Below are 15,749 nucleotides of genomic sequence, written 5' to 3' on the forward strand. Positions count from 1 at the left end.
CCTAGCATCAGCCGCACCGGCGGTGCGAGCCGCCGATCGACTCGAGGAGGAGCCATGTCGGAGATCCAGCAGCTGCTCGGCCAGATGCCGATCCAGCAGATCGCGCAGCGCGCGGGCGTCAGCGAGGCCGAGGCGAGGCAGGCGGTCGAGGCCATCGTGCCGACCCTGGTCGGCGGGATGCAGGCGAACGCGCACGACCCGGCGGGCGCCCAGTCGCTCGCGGGCGCGCTCGGCGCGCACGCCGGCCACCTCGACGAGCGCCTCGCGGGCGACATCGACACCGCCGACGGCGAGAAGATCGTGCACAACGTGTTCGGCGACAACACCGACCAGATCGCGCGGGCGGCCGGCGGCGGCGGTGCGCTCGGCGGCATCATCCAGAAGATCCTGCCGATCGTCGCGCCGATCGTGCTCGCGTGGATCGCGAACCGCTTCCTCGGGCAGCGGGGCGGGGCGGCGCCGCAGGCGCCCGAGCGCGCCGAGGCGCCGGGCGGCGGCTTCGACTCGCCCTTCGACCGCGGCTCGGCGGGCGCCGAGCAGAAGGTGCAGGTGCCGCAGACGCAGACCCCGGCGCCCGCGCCCGGCCAGCAGCCGGGCCAGCCGGGCCAGGGCGGCGGCCTCGGCCTCGACGACCTGCTCGGCGGCATCCTGGGCGGCGGCTCCAGCCGGGAGGGCGGCTCGAGCGGCGGCCCGCTCGGCCCGCTCGGCGACATCCTCGGCGGCCTGCTCGGCGGCGGTCGCCGCGGCTGACCCTGCCCGCGCGAGGCCGGCTCCGTCGAGCTTCCCCGAACCCCGGTTCCTCCGCGGCGAGACCCGCGCTCGAGGGAAGCTCGACGGGGTGCAGGCTGTCTGCATATGCAGGCAGGCAACGGCTAGACTGCACGCATGGCTTCCCCTGACGCGCTCCGCGGCCACGTCGACGCGATGCTGCTGTCGGTGCTCGCCGACGGACCGGTGCACGGCTACGGCGCGATCGAGCGCATCCGCGACCGCTCCGGCGGCGCGCTCGACTTCCCGAGCGGCACCGTCTACCCGGCGCTGAAGCGGCTGGAGCGCCGCGGCCTCATCGAGGGGGAGTGGGAGTCGAGCGGGCGCTCGAAGCGGGTCTACCGGCTGACGCCTGCGGGCACGAGCGAGCTCGAGGCGCAGCGCACCGAGTGGACCGCGACGGCCTCGATCATCACGAGCGTGCTCGGCGCGGCGCGAGCCTGACGGCGCCCCAGCGCACGAGCAGCGCGGCCGCGGCGACCGCGAGCGCCGAGCCGAGCACGAGCGTCGTGACCAGCAGGGCCGCGAGGATGCCGGCACCGGCGGCCGGCACGGCGATCGTCGCCGCCATCGCGACCGCGCCCGCGACGAGCGCGACGGCGAACGCGAGCTGCAGGCCGGCCACGGCCACGAGCGCGGTGAGCGAGCCCGAGCGCCGGATCGCGAGCCAGCCGGCGGCGGCGGCTGCCGCCACGATCGGTCCCGCAGCGTCGAGCGCCCGCGAGACCTGGAGCATCCAGCCGTCCTCGACCGGCACCCGGAACCCGGGCACCGCCGCGAGGGCGGTCATGCCGACGAACCACACCACGAGCAGCGTCGCGGCGGCGAGCGCGGCGCGCGGGGCGAAGCGGCGGCCGCGGTCGGCGAGCAGCTCGGTCGAGAGCTCGGCGGCGATCGCGCGCGGGTCGCCGAACTCGGCGACCACGGCGGTTGCGGCGAGCGGCTCGGGCGCTCCCGCGTCGACGCGCGCGGCGACGGCCTCCCGCAGGTCGCCCTCGATCTCGCGCGCGAGCTCGCGGCGCCGCCTGCCGGACGCGACCACGGCGCGCTCGAGGCGGCCGACGAGGTCGGCGACGGGGTCGGGGCTGGGCATCGCCCTCCAGTCTCCCACGCCTAGGATGGAGCCATCATGAGCGTCCCCTTCTCGACGGCGACGGGCGGCGATGTCGTCGTCCGCTTCTGCCCCTCGCCCACCGGCACCCCGCACGTCGGCCTCATCCGCACCGCGCTGTTCAACTGGGCGTACGCGCGCCACCACGGCGGGAAGATGGTGTTCCGCATCGAGGACACCGACGCGGCGCGCGACAGCCAGGAGTCGTACGAGCAGCTGCTCGAGGCGATGCGCTGGCTCGGCATCGACTGGGACGAGGGCGTCGAGACCGGCGGCCCGAACGCCCCCTACCGGCAGTCGCAGCGCGGCGAGATCTACGCCGAGCTCATCGAGCGGCTCAAGGAGTCGGGGCACCTCTACGAGTCGTTCGCGACCGCCGAGGAGATCGAGGCCCGCAACATCGACCTGGGCCGCGACCCGCGCCAGGGCTACGACAACTTCGAGCGCGACCTGACGAGCGAGGAGCGCCAGGCGCACCGCGACGCCGGCCGCCAGCCGAGCCTGCGCCTGCGCGTGCCGGACGAGGACCTCTCGTTCGACGACCTCGTGCGCGGCGAGATCACGTTCCCCGCCGGCTCCTTCTCCGACTTCGTCGTGGTGCGCCCGAACGGCGCGCCGCTCTACACCTTCGTCAACCCCGTCGACGACGCGCTCATGGGCGTCACGCACGTGCTGCGCGGCGAGGACCTGCTCTCGTCGACGCCGCGGCAGATCGCGCTGTACCGCGCCCTCGCCGAGATCGGCGTCGCATCCGCCATCCCGCGCTTCGGCCACCTGCCGTACGTCATGGGGGAGGGCAGCAAGAAGCTCTCGAAGCGCGATCCGCAGTCCAACCTCTTCCTGCTACGCGAGGCCGGCTTCATCCCCGAGGGCCTGCTCAACTACCTCGCGCTGCTCGGCTGGTCGATCGCGCCCGACCGCGACGTCTTCACGCGCGACGAGCTGATCGCCGCGTTCGACGTCGAGGACGTCAACCCCAACCCGTCGCGCTTCGACCCGAAGAAGGCCGAGTCGATCAACGGCGACCACGTGCGCATGCTCGCCGCCGACGACTTCGCGGCGCGCCTCGAGCCCTACCTCGGCCGCATCTTCGACGGCCCGCCGAGCGACGAGCAGCGCGCGGTGCTCGCGCAGGCGGCGCCGCTCGTGCAGGAGCGCATGCAGCTCATCGGCCAGGCCGAGGACATGCTGGGCTTCCTGTTCCTCGACACCGAGGACATCCACCACGACTCCGACGCGGTCGCGAGCCTCGGCGACGACGCGCACGCCGTGCTCGAGGCCTCGCGCCGCGCGCTCGAGGAGCTCGAGTCGTTCGACGCCGCGAGCATCGAGCAGGTGCTGCGCGAGGTGCTCGTCGAGGGCCTCGGCATCAAGCCGCGCTTCGCCTTCACGCCGCTGCGCGTCGCCGTCACCGGCCGCCGCATCTCGCCGCCGCTGTTCGAGTCCCTCGAGCTGCTCGGCCGCGAGGCGTCGCTCGCCCGCATCGAGCGGCTGGCCGCGAGGGTCTGATGGACGTCGACGTCGTCGTCATCGGCGCCGGCCCCGCGGGGCTCGCGGCGGCGCTCAACCTGGCGCGCCAGCAGCGCTCGGTGGCGCTGCTCGACTCCAACCGGCCCCGGCACGCGGCGACGCTGCAGTCGCACGGCTTCGTCACCCGCGACGGCGTCTCGCCGCTCGAGCTGCGCACGCTCGGCCGCGACGAGGTGCTGCGCTACCCGACGGTCGCCTACGAGCGCACGCTCGTGCGGCAGGTGGTCGCGGTCGACGACGGATTCGCGGTGCAGGCGGAGCAGGCAGGCTCGCGGGCCGAGAGCGAGACCCGGGCCGCCGCGGTCCTCATCGCGACGGGCCTGAGCGAGACGCTGCCCGCCTCGCACCACGTGCGCCCCTGGTACGGCACGAGCCTCCACTCGTGCATGGACTGCGACGGCTACGACAAGCGCGGGCAGGCGCTCGCCCTCATCGGCGAGACCGACGACCTCGTCGACCGCGCCATGGTCATCCGCCGCCACACCGACGACCTCGCCGTCTTCACGAACGGGTCGGATGCGGTCGACGCGGCGGGCGAGGAGCGCCTGGCCGCGCACGGGGTCGCCCTCGTGCGCACGCCGATCGCCGCGATCGAGGGCGACCGCGACGGGATGCGCGCGATCGTGCTCGAGGACGGCGCGCGGAGCGAGCGCACGGGCGGCTTCGTGCGCCCGTGGTGGCACCCGCAGCTCGAGTTCGCCGAGCCGCTCGGCCTCGAGACCGACGAGGACGGGCTCGTGCTCGTCGACCGCGCGCAGCGCGCCTCGGTCGAGGGCGTCTACGCGGCGGGCGACATCACGCCCGGCTTCCGGCAGCTGGCGGTCGCGGCCGGTGCCGGCACCATCGCGGCCTCGGTCATCAACCGCGACCTCATCGCGCGCGACCGCTGACCCCTCCCGCCCCCACTCCCGCTCATCGAGTAGGCCCCCTCCCCGCTCATCGAGTAGGCCCGAAGGGCCGACCCCTCCCCGCTCATCGAGTAGGCCCGAAGGGCCGTATCGAGATGTCAGCCCCCCGCTGTAGCCTGGTCTGCGCACGCGGTCACCCCGCGGAGGAGGCACAGCCATGACGCTCATCGACGACCGGCCGAAGACGCAGCGCACGCTCTCGGCGCCCGAGCGCAAGGCGCGCCGCAAGCGCGTGCTCACCTGGCTGCTGCCGATCGTCGGCGTGCTGCTCATCGGCGGGCTCTTCTGGTTCACCCAACAGCTGCTCGCGGGCGGCCTCGGGGAGCCCCGCGAGGCCACCGCCGAGGAGGTCTCGGCCAACAACACGACCCAGTTCGGCGAGGCCGGCACGTCGTACGCAGTGCAGTACCAGGTCGTCACGCTCAACCTCGCGAGCCTGCCGATCGCGGCCGAGGAGCTCTCGATGGGGCCCGACGCGCAAGCGGTCATCGCCCCCGGGTACGGCTTCCTCGACACCACCTTCTACCGCGGCCAGGGCGGCGGCATCGAGGGGCAGGGCTACTTCACCGAGATGATGTCGTCGGTGACGGCCACCACGTCCGGCGGCGAGGTCGTGCGCTTCGACATGGCCCGCTCGCCGGTCGGGTGGGCCGAGTTCCCGTCGGCGATGCGCGCGGTCGAGTCGGGCGCGGCAGCCTTCGGCTGGCCGGTCGACGACGCCGAGATCACCGCCTTCACCGAGGAGGTCGCCGACGCCGTGCGCACCGGGCAGGCCACCGAGTGGGCGATCCCCGCGGGCGACGCGATGGGCATGCCGGTGAGCGGCCTGGTGTCCTGCTCGGGCGACGGGATGTGCGTGCTCAGCTACGCGATCGACGTCTCCCGCACCGCCGACTGAGGCGGCCGGCGCGCGCCACGATTCGCGCGGAGGGCGCCGAGTTGCTATGCTCGTCTCTTGGCTCGCCCGCCTCGGCATGCGGCCATTGGGGTATGGTGTAATTGGCAACACGGAGGTTTCTGGTACCTTTGTTCTTGGTTCGAGTCCAGGTACCCCAGCACTTCGAAGCCCCCGCGACGCGGGGGCTTCTCGCTTGTCCGGGCGCATTCCGGGCCCGTCGCGCTCGGCCCGCGAGCGGCTCCCGCGCCTAGACTGCGGCCCATGGACCTCGCCGTCATCGCCTGCATCGCCGCCGCATTGGCGGCCGCCGTGCACGGCTACATCTTCGTGCTCGAGACGCTGCGCTGGGAGGAGCCGGGCACGCGGCGGGTGTTCGGCACGAGCCCCGAGCAGGCGGCGGCCACGAGGCAGCTCGCCGCCAACCAGGGCGTCTACAACCTGCTGCTCGGCATCGCCGCGCTCGCGGGCATCATCACGCTCGTGGCCGGCGCCCGAGGCGCGGGGCTCGCGGTGCTGCTGGCGTCGACGGGCATCATGCTCGCCGCCGCCCTCTACCTCGTGATCTCCGACCGCACGAAGGGCCGAGCGGCGGTCGTGCAGGGCTTCTTCCCGGCCATCGCGGTCGTGACCGGCCTCATCGCGCTCGGACAGGTGGCGTCGTGAGCGCCGTCCGCGCCGCGGCCCGCGTCGCCCTCGGCGGCGCGCTCATCCTCGCCGGCGTCAGCCACCTGACCTTCGCGCGCCGCGACTTCCGCGCGCAGGTGCCAGACACGGTCGTCGACCTGTCGCCGCTCGATGAGGACGGCGTCGTGCTCGCATCCGGCGTCGTCGAGGTCGCGCTCGGCAGCGCCATCGCCTTCGCGCCCGAGCGGCACCGGCCGCTCGTCGGCCGCGTGGCCGCCGCGTTCTTCACGGCCATCTTCCCGGGCAACCTCTCGCAGTGGATCCACCGCCGCGACGCCTTCGGGCTCGACACCGACGAGCGCCGCTTCGGCCGCCTCTTCCTCCAGCCGGTGCTCATCGCCTGGGCGCTCTGGGCGACGCGCGCGCCGCGCCGCTGACGGCCGCCGTCAGCGGCTGCCGCGGCTGCCGCGACGGCGACCGAGGGCGCGTCGCAGCCGCCGCACGATGCCGCTGCCGCGCCGGCGGCCGCGCTCGCTGCGCGCGTCGGCCGGGCGCTCCGCGGCGCTCGCCCCCACGTGCTCGCCCGAGGCGTCCTGGCCCGACCCACGCGACGCATCCGTCGCCTCGTGCCGGTCGGCCGCGGTTCCCGCGCCGTCGTGCTCCACGTCCGCGTCGCGGTGCTGCTCGCGCAGCTCGCGGCCCTCGGCCTCGAGCCGGTCGCGCGCCTCGGCCTTCTTCTCGACCTTCTTCACGCCGCGCGGCGGCAGCTGGATGGCCGACTCCGCCTCGATGCCCGCCTGCAGCTGGCGGGCGCGCTCGACTTCGGCGTCGACCTCGGCGCCGAGCAGCAGCACGATGTTGAAGACCCAGAGGGCGAACAGCAGCGCCATGACGGTGCCGATCGCGCCGTAGGAGCTGTAGCCCGAGGCGGACGTGAAGTAGAGCCCGAGCGCCACGGAGGCGAGCGCGATGCCGATGATCGCGACGACCGAGCCGATGCTGACCCACGTGAACTTCGGCTGCTGCAGGTTGGGGGCCAGGTAGTAGAGCAGGGCGATCATCGCGATCACGAGCGCGAGGATCACGGGCCACTTCACCCACGCCCAGATCGGCAGGAAGGTCTGCGTCATGAACGCGAGGAAGCCGCCGAGCCCGAGCGGCTCGGCGATGGGGCCGAGCACGCCCGTCACCAGCGCGTCGTTGACGGCGAGCGACACGAGGATGACCACCACGCCCACGAGCAGCGCGACGGTGATCAGCAGCATCGTCGCCGTCTGCTTGATGAAGCCGCGGCCCTCCTCGATGCCGTAGACGATGTTCATGCAGCGCGAGAACGCCTTGACGTACGCGGATGCCGACCACACGGCCGTCGCGATACCGATGATGAGCGCGATCACGCCCCCGGCCGCCGAGTCCGTCATCGTCTCGACGAGGTTGACGACGAGATCCCGGTAGTCCTCGGGCACCTGCCGCACGGCGTCGTCGACGATGCCCGTGACGGTCGACGCGTTGTTGGCGAGCACGAGCGAGATGATCGAGAAGACGGCGAGGAGGCCCGGCGCGAGCGACAGCACCATGTAGTACGTCAGCATCGCGGCGAGGTCGGTGCCGCCGTCGCTGCCGAACTCCTTGAGGGCGCGCTTCAGCGCGTACTTCCAGCTCGCGCCCTCGAGCTTCGGCGGCGCGTCGGGCTTCTCGTCGTGGTCTGGGGCCGGTGCGTCCGCTGCGTCGAGCGTGGCGTCGATGGGGTCTCTGCTGGACACGGGGCGTCCTCTCGCTGCTGTGCTGATGCCGCAGAACTGTACCCCAAACGGCTGGATGCGCGACCAGCTGCGGCGGCCGCGACCGCGCTCGATCGTGACCGAGCGGCCGATCGCCCCGTCAGTCTCCCGCGGCCTCGGGTCTGGTCCGCGACGACCCCTCAGGATGCGGTCAGCGTCCGCGCCTACCCTCGCACCGGAATGCGGCCGCCCGGGTCGACAAGCGGAAGGAGGATGGAATGGCTGACGCAATGGACGACATGATGAAGCACATGGACGAGATGGCCGACTCCACGCTGGACGAACTGTCGTCCGCGTCCGGGGACGAGTTCGACCGGAAGTTCCTGGAGATGATGATCAAGCACCACGCGCAGGCGATCGCGACGTCCGAACTCGCTTCGAGCAAGGCCGTGCACGCAGAGCTGAGAGAGCTGGCTGCGAAGATGCACTCGGATCAGATCGAGGAGAGCGAGCAGCTGCGCAGTTGGCACCAGCAGTGGGGACACGCGCAGGACTGACGCTGCGAGGCCGCGGTGGGTCCGCGGCATCGGGGCGTGCACCCGCCCGTCACGCCCTCATCGAGATCCGGGCCCACCGCGACCGCGTCGGCGCCCAGCTGCGATGTCGCAGGCACGGCCTCGTCCGGCTCAGAGCACCGAGAACACGACTCCGGCGGCGACCCCGAGCAGCACGCTGAGGACCGCGCCCGCCATCGCGGTGCGTGCCGCCCCGACCCTGAGCGGTGCAGTGGGCTGCGCTGGCACCGCATCGGCGGGGCGGTACAGGGGGATGATCCAGCGCAGGTAGTAGTAGAGGCTGACGACGCTGTTGGCCATCACGGCCACTGCCAACCAGGCCGCGCCGCCCTGCCACGCCGCGGCCGCGACGGTCAGCTTGCCGACGAAGATCGCGGTCGGCGGCGTGCCGACGAGTCCGAGGAGCGCGACGACCAGGGCCGCAGCGAGCGCCGGGTGTCGCCGCGCGAGTCCGCGGTAGTCTGCCAGGCTGCGGAAGCCGGGAAGCGCCAGGGTCACAGAGAACGCCGCCGCGTTGGTGACCGCGTATGCCAGCACGTAGAACAGCAGCGCCGGCAGCGCCAGCGCGCTCGTGGGCGCCACCGCCACCGGCACCAGCAGGAACCCCGCCTGCCCGACGGTCGACCAGCCCAGCAGCCGGCGAGGGTCGTCCTGGGTGTATGCCGCGAGGTTGCCGAGCGTCATCGTGACGAGGGCGAGGACGCCGACGAAGGCGGCGGCCGGCGCCGGGTCCGGCAGAGCCGCCACGACCCGGAACGCGGCGAGGAACGCGCCGAGCTTCGGTACGGTCGTCAGGAACGTCGCGACCAGCCCGTTCGCCCCCTGCGCCGAGTCGGGCACCCAGAAGTGGCCGGGCACCGCGCCCGCCTTGAACATGAGGCCCGAGAGTACCGCGGCTGCCCCCACCGTCACCGCGCCGGCCGGTGATTCGGCGAGCGCGGCAGGCAGCTCGCCGTACACGCTCGTCCCGGACAGTCCGGTGAGGAGGGTGACGCCGACCAGCAGCAGGATGCCGAACAGCGCACCGAGCAGGTAGGTCTTGAGCGATGCCTCCGCAGCGCGCGCCGTGCCGGCGAGGCCGATCAGGCCATAGAGCGGGATGCTCGCGAGCAGGAAGCCCACGGCGAGCACGAGGAGGTCCCCGGCGCCCGCGATGACCAGCGTCCCCGCGGCACCGAGCAGGGCGAGCGCGGCGGTCTCGCTCTCCCTGGGGGAGCCGGCGATGCTGCGGCGGCCCGCGAGGAGCACGAGCGCGGTGGCGCCGGAGACCGCGATGCGCGCCACCTGCGTCGTCGTGTCGACGAGGAAGGTGCCGGCGAACACGGCCTCCGGAGCGGCGGCGAACGTCACGGGCACGACCGTGGCGCTCAGCAGCGCCGTGGCTGTCGCGATGCCGTACGCCACGCCCTGCCTGGAGCGGGGCAGGTACGAGCCCGTGAGCAGCACGACGAGCGCGCCCGCGATCAGCACGATCTCGGGCAGCATCGCCAGGACGTCCAAGCCCGCGTCAGACTCCACCGGTCACCTGCCCACGAGCTCGGCGAGTGTCGCAGCGGCCGGTTCGATCACGTCGAGGATGACCCTCGGGAGCACGCCGATGAGGAGCGAGAGCGCCAGCAGGGACCCCGCCGACCACAGCTCGTGCGCCGACAGGTCGCGGAAGCCGATCGAACCACCGCGCGTCTTCCCGGCGAAGATGCGCTGCAGGGCCAGCAGGAACATCGCGGCGGTGAGCAGGATGCCGAGCAGCGCGACGGCCGTGACGGGGGCGGTGCCGATGGCGCCCGCGAAGATCTGGAACTCGGCGATGAAGCCCGAGAAGGCCGGGAGGCCCAGTGACGCGAACGCGCCGATCGCGAACAGGGTCGTGAGCCTCGGCGCGGGAGCCGCGAGTCCTCCGTAGCCCGAGAGGTCGTAGCTGCCCGCGCGATCGCGCAGCACGCCGACGAGCAGGAAGAGCGCCGCGGTGATCAACCCGTGGCTCACCATCTGCGTCTCCGCTCCGACGATCGCCAACCGCCGGGCATCCTCCGTGCCGCTGTTCACGAGGCCCGCCACGCCGACCGCGAGCACGACGTAGCCCATGTGGTTGACGGATGTGTAGGCGACCATGCGCTTGAGGTTCTGCTGGGCGAGTGCGACGAGAGCGCCGTACAGCACCGAGATCACGCCGACGATGATGATGGGCCACGCCCACGCTCGCCACGCTTCGGGGAGCATCGGCATCGCGATCCGGACGAAGCCGTAGGTGCCCATCTTCAGCAGCACCCCGGCGAGCACCGCGGACCCGATGGCGGGCGCGTCGGTGTGGGCCGGCGGGAGCCAGGTGTGGAAGGGAACAGTGGGGGTCTTGACGGCCAGCCCGATCAGGATGGCGGCGAGCACTGCGCCGCCAGCCACCGGCTCGCCCTGCAGCGGCAGCATCTCGGCGAGCTCGACCATGTCGAACGTCGGCGTGTCGGCGGAGACGTACAGCCCGATGAAGCCGAGCAGCAGTGCGAGCGACCCGAGGAAGGTGTAGAGGAAGAACTTCAGCGCGGAGCGTCCGGCAGTGGCTCCGTGACCCCAACCGGCGATGACGAAGTACATGCCGACGATCGACAGGTCGAAGAAGACGAAGAAGAGGATCAGGTCCGCGGCGACGAACACGCCGAGGCTCACGCTCTGCAGGAAGAGGAACAGTGCCGCCTGGATGCGGGGGCGGTCCTCGTCCCGCAGCGCATAGATGGCGCACGCGAGGAAGACGATCGTCGTCATCGCGACGAGCGGCAGGGACAGGCCGTCCACCCCGATGTGGTAGCTGGCTCCGACGCCCGGGATCCACTCCAGGCGCTCCTCGAAGGCGAGCCGACCCTCCGGCGGTTCCTCGAAGTTCGCCCAGACCACGGCTACCAGCCCGAGATCCGCTGCCGCGACCGCCACCCACGCCCAGCGCGCCACCCGGTCCGAGACGGCCGGCACGGTGAGCAGCAGCGCGGCGGCGAGCGGCAAGAAGACGATGGCACTCAGCATGGGTTACCTTCCGATCACGAGGAGTAGCACGACCACGGCGCCGAGCAGGCCCACAGCCTGCGCGTAGTAGTGGTGCAGCTGACCGTTCTGCGCGCGCGCGCTGTCGCGACCTGCACGCCAGACCCGTCGGGCGAACCCGTCGACCGACCGATCGACCCCCCGATCGTCGAGGGAGGCCGCTGCGCGCGCAGTCGTCATCGCCGCCGCCGCCGCGCCATCCGCCGCCGCATCGATCCCGCTGTCGTCGAGGGAAGCCGCCCCCCGCGCGATCGCCGCCGCACCCTCCGCCGCCCTTTCCGCCGCCGCGTCGATCCCGGCGTCGTCGAAACGTGCGAGGCGGGCAGCGAGTCGCATGGTGGGCCGCACCAGGAGCCGATCCCCGGCCAGCTCGAGTCCCAGCCAGCCGGCCGCCCAGCGCGGCTCCGGAAGCCGCCACCGCGTCGAGGCGAGCACCAGCACCAGCGCGATCGTTCCGGAGGCGATCAGTTCCCAGACGCCCGGCTGGGCAGGCTCCTGACCGAGCGCCCGCGCGACCGCGCCGCTGAGCGGTGGCAGGGCGAGCATCCCGAGCACCGCGGCGCCGACGGCCAGCGCGGCGACGGGAACCGAATCGAGCGCCCCGGCATGGCGGGTGCCCTGCTCGTGCTCGTCGTAGTGCGTCGCGGTGTGCGCATCCGCTCTCCGCCAGATCGCGAAGATCAGCTTGGCGGCGTAGACGGCCGACAGCGCGGAGGCAGCGAGACCGACGATGTAGAGCCAGAGCGACTCTTCGAGCGCAGCGGTGAGCACGGCGTCCTTCGTCGCCCAGAGCGACAGGGGCGGGATGCCCGCGAGCGCGAGCGCAGCGAGGCTTGCCGACAACCCGAGCAGGCGCCAGCGCCGCGCGGCACCGGCCAGGCCGGAGAGGCGTCGGGTGCCGAGCGCGGTCAGCCAGGCGCCGGCTGCGATGAACAACGCGGCCTTGGTCGAGGCGTGCGCCACCAGGTGCGCGACACCGCCGCTCTGCGCGCCGAGCCCCGCGGCGAGCACGACGAATCCGAGCTGTGCTGCCGTGGAGGCGGCCAGCAGCTGCTTCACATCCCGCTGTGCCACAGCGACCGCGCCCAGCAGGAGGGCGGTCACGGCACCGATCCACGCCGCGGCCGTGTCGGCCCATCCGGTCGATTCAAGCAGCGGCGCGACCCGCAGCAGGAGATAGCCGCCCATCGCGACCATGGCCGCGGAGTGCAGCAGCGCGCTGACCGGGCTCGGACCGTCCATGGCTCGGGAGAGCCAGAACGAGAAGGGCAGCTGCGCGGCCTTGCCGAGCGCCGCGACCAGCAGACCGGCGGCCGCGGCGTCGCGCCATCCTGCCGTCGCGTCCGTGAGCTCGGCGAGTCCGAGGCCCGCGCCCCCGCCAAGCGCAGCCCCCGCCGCCGCGTAGAGCCCGAGGTCCCCGGCACGGGTGGTGATGAACGCCGTGGTGCCGCTCGCCACCCGGTGCTCGTCCCGCCACCAGAATCCGATCAGCGCGAAGGAGGTGGCGCCCATGACCTCCCAGGCGAACAGCAGCGTCACGAGGTTCCCGGCGACCGCCGTGAGCAGTGCGGCGGCCGCGAAGATCAGCATCAGGCCGTGGAACCGAGCGCGCCCCTCCCGGATGTCGCCGGCCGCGAAGATCAGCACCAAGAGCGTCACCGCGGCGACCGTCGGCAGCATGATGGCGGAGAGCCCGTCGACGCGCAGGTCGAACCCGGCTCCGGCGAGGAACGGCACGGCGGCCGCGGGCTGGGCTGTCGCGACCACGACCGCGAGCGCGAGGCCGGCCGTGGCGACTCCGATCGCGACGACTCCTGCCACGCGCTCGACCCGAGGCAGGAGGCACAGCAGCGCGCCAGTCGTCGCGGGCAGGAGCACCAGGAGCCAGAGCGCGATGGTCGCGCTCATCGCTCGACCCCGGGACCGGTCATCGCTTGAGCTCCGACGCGGAATCGGTCATGTCGCTGCCACGCGCACGATGCACGAGCGTCGCGACTGCGAACCCCATGGCCATCTCGACCGTCATCGCGGCGATCACGACGAGCAGCAGCACCTGCCCGGTCGGCTCCGGCGAGAGGAACCACCAGAACGCGCCCGCGGCGAGGATGACACCGTTCAGCATCAGCTCGAGGCCCATCATCACCATCACCACGACCTGCTGCGAGATCGCCCCGTACAGGCCCACGCTGAACAGCGCAGCCGCGATCAGCAGCACCGCTTCGAGGGTCATCGGCCCACACCCCCCGGCTGCGGATCGTCGGCTGCGGCACGCTCGAGGTCGTCGCCGTAGCGGTCGTACCGGCCGCGGTGCAGGCTGAGGCTGACGCCCGCGACGATGGTCGCCACCATCACCGGGCTCAGCACGATCATCGCGAGCATCTTCGGCTCCATGAGTGCCATGCCGAGCGCCACGGTGACGTCCTCTGTCGGGGCAGGACGGCCGGAGGGCCACGGGGTCAGCAGGATGCCGGCCGCGAGCAGCGCGAAGGTGACGAGCGCGGTGACGAGTGACAGCCGCTTGTCGTGCACCATGCTCATCGGCATCAGCGCCGGGTTCATCCCCATGAACATGATCATGTAGACGGCCATGACCGCCATCTCCATCACCATCATCAGGATGGTGATGACGCCGAGGTACGCCTGGTCGAGCAGCAGCAGCTGCAGGCCGACCGCCACGAACGAAATGGCCAGCGCGTAGGTCGCGCGCGCCATCGAGTTCACCCAGAACACCGCGGCCCCGGAGAGCACGGCTGTCGCGCCGAGCACCCAGAAGAAGACTTCGCCGATCAGAGTCATCGGTTCACCATCACCAGTGCGATCAGCAGATCCTGCAGCATGCCGGCGGGGATCAGCAGCATCCAGCCGACCTCCATGAACTTCTCGGGCCGTATGAGCGGCACCTTGCGGCGGACCCAGACGAACGCGGCGAGCACGACCACGGTCTTCAGCAGGGACCAGGCCCATGCCGGCAGCACCGCGCCGGACCCTCCGCCCAGGAACAGCGGCACCGCGAACGCCGCACCGGCGACGAGCACTCCATACCGGCCGGCGAAGAAGACCAGCCGGTCGACGCCCGACAGCTCCGCGGCGACACCGCCGGCGATGTCGGCTCCGAGCGATGAGCCGAACGGGCCCCACACGGAGAACGCGACCACTCCGATCGAGTAGATCAGGAACGCCACCGGCATCCACACGATGAACCAGAGCTCCGACTGCGCCGCCACGATGTCGCCCACATTCAGGCTCTCGGAGGCGATCGCCGTGGCGATGAGGGCGAACATCAGCGGCAGCTCGTACGCGACCGCCAGCGCGAGGAAGCGGTATCCGCCGACCAGCGCGTGCACGGAGTTGCCACCCCAGCCGACGAGCCAGACCAGCGCCCAGACGAGCGCATCCATCGCGTTGAACCAGACCAGACCCGCCTCGAAGTCGAACAGCGTCCATTCGCCGAACGGGACGACGGTGATCTTCAGCAGTGCGGCGACGAGCATCCCGGCACCGCCGATGCGCCACAGCAGCGAGTCGGCTGCCACGGTCGACCGTCGGCGCTGTCGGAGCAGGCGTGCCGTCTCAGCGGCAGGCCAGCGCAGCGATGCGGCGGCAGATCCGCCCTGCGCCCGTGCAGCCAGCATCCCGTCGAGAGCCACCGCGATCATGACCAGCACGGCGAGCAGCAGGGCACCCACGATCGCCCAGGAGGGGTCCACCTCGACCACGGGGTCACTCATGATGGCCCCCCCGCTCTGCGGCGAGGGACGACAGACCGAGACTGGCGACGACGAGCCGTGCGGCAGCGAGGTCAAGGCCGGTGACGAGCTGCGGCAGATCAGCGATGAGGCGACTCGCATCCCGTCGTTCCCCGGACGATCCGTCGTTCGCGTCGCGCGCCGCGCCCAGCATGGCGAGCAGCCGATCGAAGACGCTGCCCGCTTGCGCCGCAACGAGGTGCTGGGCGAGCGCGGGGTCCTCCACGACGCCCAAGCGCCCCAAAGACCAGCGGAGCAGGGAGCGGCGGACGCGACGCTCGAGTCGGTCCAGGCCGTGCTGTGCCGCCGCGGTGTCGCCGCGCAGCAGCGCGCCGCGGAGCCGGCGCGCGTCGGCAGCGAGGCCCGACGCCCCCGCGAGCGCGAGCAGCGCGGCCGCGTCGTCGCATCGTCGAGCGGCGGCTTCCCGTCCGCCCGGCTCGACAAATCCATGCCACGCATCGTCGAGCCCCCGGGCCCGCGCACGCGTGATGACGTCGCCGTTCAGCGCGCAGTGCAGCACGAGGCCCGGCGGCCAGTAGGGCAGCACCGGACCCAGTTGCACGGCCAGCGTGTCCATCTCCAGTCCATCGCGGTCCGCAGCCCCGCCCGCCAGCGGGATGCCCGCTGGCGCCATGTCCATGCCGGAGTGGTCCATGCCGGAGTGGTCCGTGCCGGAGTGGTCCGTGCCGGTGTGGTCCATCTGGCTGTGGTCCGTGCCGGTGTGGTCCATCTGGCTGTGGTCCGTGCCGGTGTGGTCCATCTGGCTGTGGTCCGTGCCGGTGTGGTCCATCTGGCTGTGGTCCGTGCCGGTGTGGTCCATCTGGCTGTGGTCCGTGCC

General features: G+C 72.4%; 17 protein-coding genes and 1 tRNA gene. 9 read left to right on the forward strand and 9 right to left on the reverse strand.

All coding sequences use genetic code 11. The annotated features are described in order from the left end of the window. Nucleotides 1–54 precede the first annotated feature (54 nt). Together FQ330_RS07685 and FQ330_RS07690 are read left to right on the forward strand one after the other, a co-directional pair. Nucleotides 55–750: a DUF937 domain-containing protein gene (locus FQ330_RS07685; protein ID WP_146356512.1), complete on the forward strand. Its 696-nt coding sequence runs from the start codon at nucleotides 55–57 to the stop codon at nucleotides 748–750. Nucleotides 751–885: 135 nt separating this feature from the next. Further along, on the forward strand, nucleotides 886–1,212 hold the full coding sequence (locus FQ330_RS07690; RefSeq protein WP_128190269.1) for a PadR family transcriptional regulator: 327 nt from the start codon (nucleotides 886–888) through the stop codon (nucleotides 1,210–1,212). On the opposite strand, the gene FQ330_RS07695 is transcribed toward FQ330_RS07690, so the two are convergent. Next, the gene (locus tag FQ330_RS07695) at nucleotides 1,181–1,861 is read right to left on the reverse strand and encodes a permease prefix domain 1-containing protein (RefSeq protein WP_146356514.1); all 681 of its coding nucleotides are present in this window, start codon (nucleotides 1,859–1,861) and stop codon (nucleotides 1,181–1,183) included. The genes FQ330_RS07690 and FQ330_RS07695 overlap by 32 nt on opposite strands. Nucleotides 1,862–1,897: 36 nt before the next feature. Here FQ330_RS07695 and gltX point away from each other — a divergent pair, with 36 nt between their 5' ends. The 6 genes from gltX (at nucleotide 1,898) to FQ330_RS07725 (ending at nucleotide 6,276) form a co-directional block, all read left to right on the forward strand. After that, on the forward strand, nucleotides 1,898–3,388 hold the full coding sequence (gene gltX, locus FQ330_RS07700; protein WP_128189601.1) for a glutamate--tRNA ligase: 1,491 nt from the start codon (nucleotides 1,898–1,900) through the stop codon (nucleotides 3,386–3,388). Beyond that, nucleotides 3,388–4,299, forward strand: a complete 912-nt coding sequence (locus FQ330_RS07705; protein WP_146356516.1) for an NAD(P)/FAD-dependent oxidoreductase — start codon at nucleotides 3,388–3,390, stop codon at nucleotides 4,297–4,299. The genes gltX and FQ330_RS07705 overlap by 1 nt, the downstream gene beginning before the upstream one ends. A 175-nt stretch (nucleotides 4,300–4,474) precedes the next feature. Beyond that, nucleotides 4,475–5,215 (forward strand): hypothetical protein, encoded by a 741-nt coding sequence (locus tag FQ330_RS07710; RefSeq protein ID WP_146356518.1) that lies wholly within the window; start codon nucleotides 4,475–4,477, stop codon nucleotides 5,213–5,215. A gap of 86 nt (nucleotides 5,216–5,301) precedes the next feature. Next, nucleotides 5,302–5,373: transfer RNA gene (locus FQ330_RS07715), tRNA-Gln, on the forward strand. Nucleotides 5,374–5,476: 103 nt separating this feature from the next. After that, nucleotides 5,477–5,878, forward strand: a complete 402-nt coding sequence (locus FQ330_RS07720) for a DUF1304 domain-containing protein (RefSeq protein WP_128189598.1) — start codon at nucleotides 5,477–5,479, stop codon at nucleotides 5,876–5,878. Then, nucleotides 5,875–6,276 (forward strand): DoxX family protein, encoded by a 402-nt coding sequence (locus tag FQ330_RS07725; RefSeq protein WP_146356520.1) that lies wholly within the window; start codon nucleotides 5,875–5,877, stop codon nucleotides 6,274–6,276. Before FQ330_RS07720 ends, FQ330_RS07725 begins: the two co-directional genes overlap by 4 nt. Nucleotides 6,277–6,285: 9 nt before the next feature. On the opposite strand, the gene FQ330_RS07730 is transcribed toward FQ330_RS07725, so the two are convergent. Next, a complete protein-coding gene (locus FQ330_RS07730; RefSeq protein WP_146356522.1) occupies nucleotides 6,286–7,602 on the reverse strand; it encodes a YihY/virulence factor BrkB family protein in 1,317 nt (438 codons plus the stop codon). A gap of 236 nt (nucleotides 7,603–7,838) precedes the next feature. Between FQ330_RS07730 and FQ330_RS07735 the strand changes: the two genes are divergently transcribed. After that, entirely contained in the window at nucleotides 7,839–8,117 is a 279-nt protein-coding gene (locus FQ330_RS07735; RefSeq protein ID WP_146356524.1) for a DUF305 domain-containing protein, read from the forward strand. A 129-nt stretch (nucleotides 8,118–8,246) separates the two neighbouring features. On the opposite strand, the gene FQ330_RS07740 is transcribed toward FQ330_RS07735, so the two are convergent. The 7 genes from FQ330_RS07740 to FQ330_RS07770 all read right to left on the reverse strand — a co-directional run. Next, nucleotides 8,247–9,635, reverse strand: a complete 1,389-nt coding sequence (locus FQ330_RS07740; protein WP_225792750.1) for an NADH-quinone oxidoreductase subunit N — start codon at nucleotides 9,633–9,635, stop codon at nucleotides 8,247–8,249. 21 nt (nucleotides 9,636–9,656) lie between these two features. Then, a complete protein-coding gene (locus tag FQ330_RS07745) occupies nucleotides 9,657–11,147 on the reverse strand; it encodes a complex I subunit 4 family protein (RefSeq protein ID WP_146356526.1) in 1,491 nt (496 codons plus the stop codon). A gap of 3 nt (nucleotides 11,148–11,150) precedes the next feature. Further along, entirely contained in the window at nucleotides 11,151–13,073 is a 1,923-nt protein-coding gene (locus FQ330_RS07750; RefSeq protein ID WP_146356528.1) for a proton-conducting transporter transmembrane domain-containing protein, read from the reverse strand. A 19-nt stretch (nucleotides 13,074–13,092) separates the two neighbouring features. Further along, nucleotides 13,093–13,395: an NADH-quinone oxidoreductase subunit NuoK gene (gene nuoK, locus FQ330_RS07755; protein ID WP_146356529.1), complete on the reverse strand. Its 303-nt coding sequence runs from the start codon at nucleotides 13,393–13,395 to the stop codon at nucleotides 13,093–13,095. Next, on the reverse strand, nucleotides 13,392–13,961 hold the full coding sequence (locus FQ330_RS07760) for an NADH-quinone oxidoreductase subunit J (protein WP_146356532.1): 570 nt from the start codon (nucleotides 13,959–13,961) through the stop codon (nucleotides 13,392–13,394). The genes nuoK and FQ330_RS07760 overlap by 4 nt, the downstream gene beginning before the upstream one ends. Beyond that, complete coding sequence (locus FQ330_RS07765; RefSeq protein WP_225792751.1) at nucleotides 13,958–14,881, reverse strand: complex I subunit 1 family protein; 924 nt, start codon at nucleotides 14,879–14,881, stop codon at nucleotides 13,958–13,960. Before FQ330_RS07765 ends, FQ330_RS07760 begins: the two co-directional genes overlap by 4 nt. 4 nt (nucleotides 14,882–14,885) lie before the next feature. Continuing rightward, nucleotides 14,886–15,749: hypothetical protein (locus tag FQ330_RS07770; RefSeq protein WP_225792752.1), on the reverse strand; the 864-nt coding region annotated here is incomplete at its 5' end.

The organism is Agrococcus sediminis (assembly GCF_007923295.1).
Lineage (GTDB): Bacteria > Actinomycetota > Actinomycetes > Actinomycetales > Microbacteriaceae > Agrococcus > Agrococcus sediminis.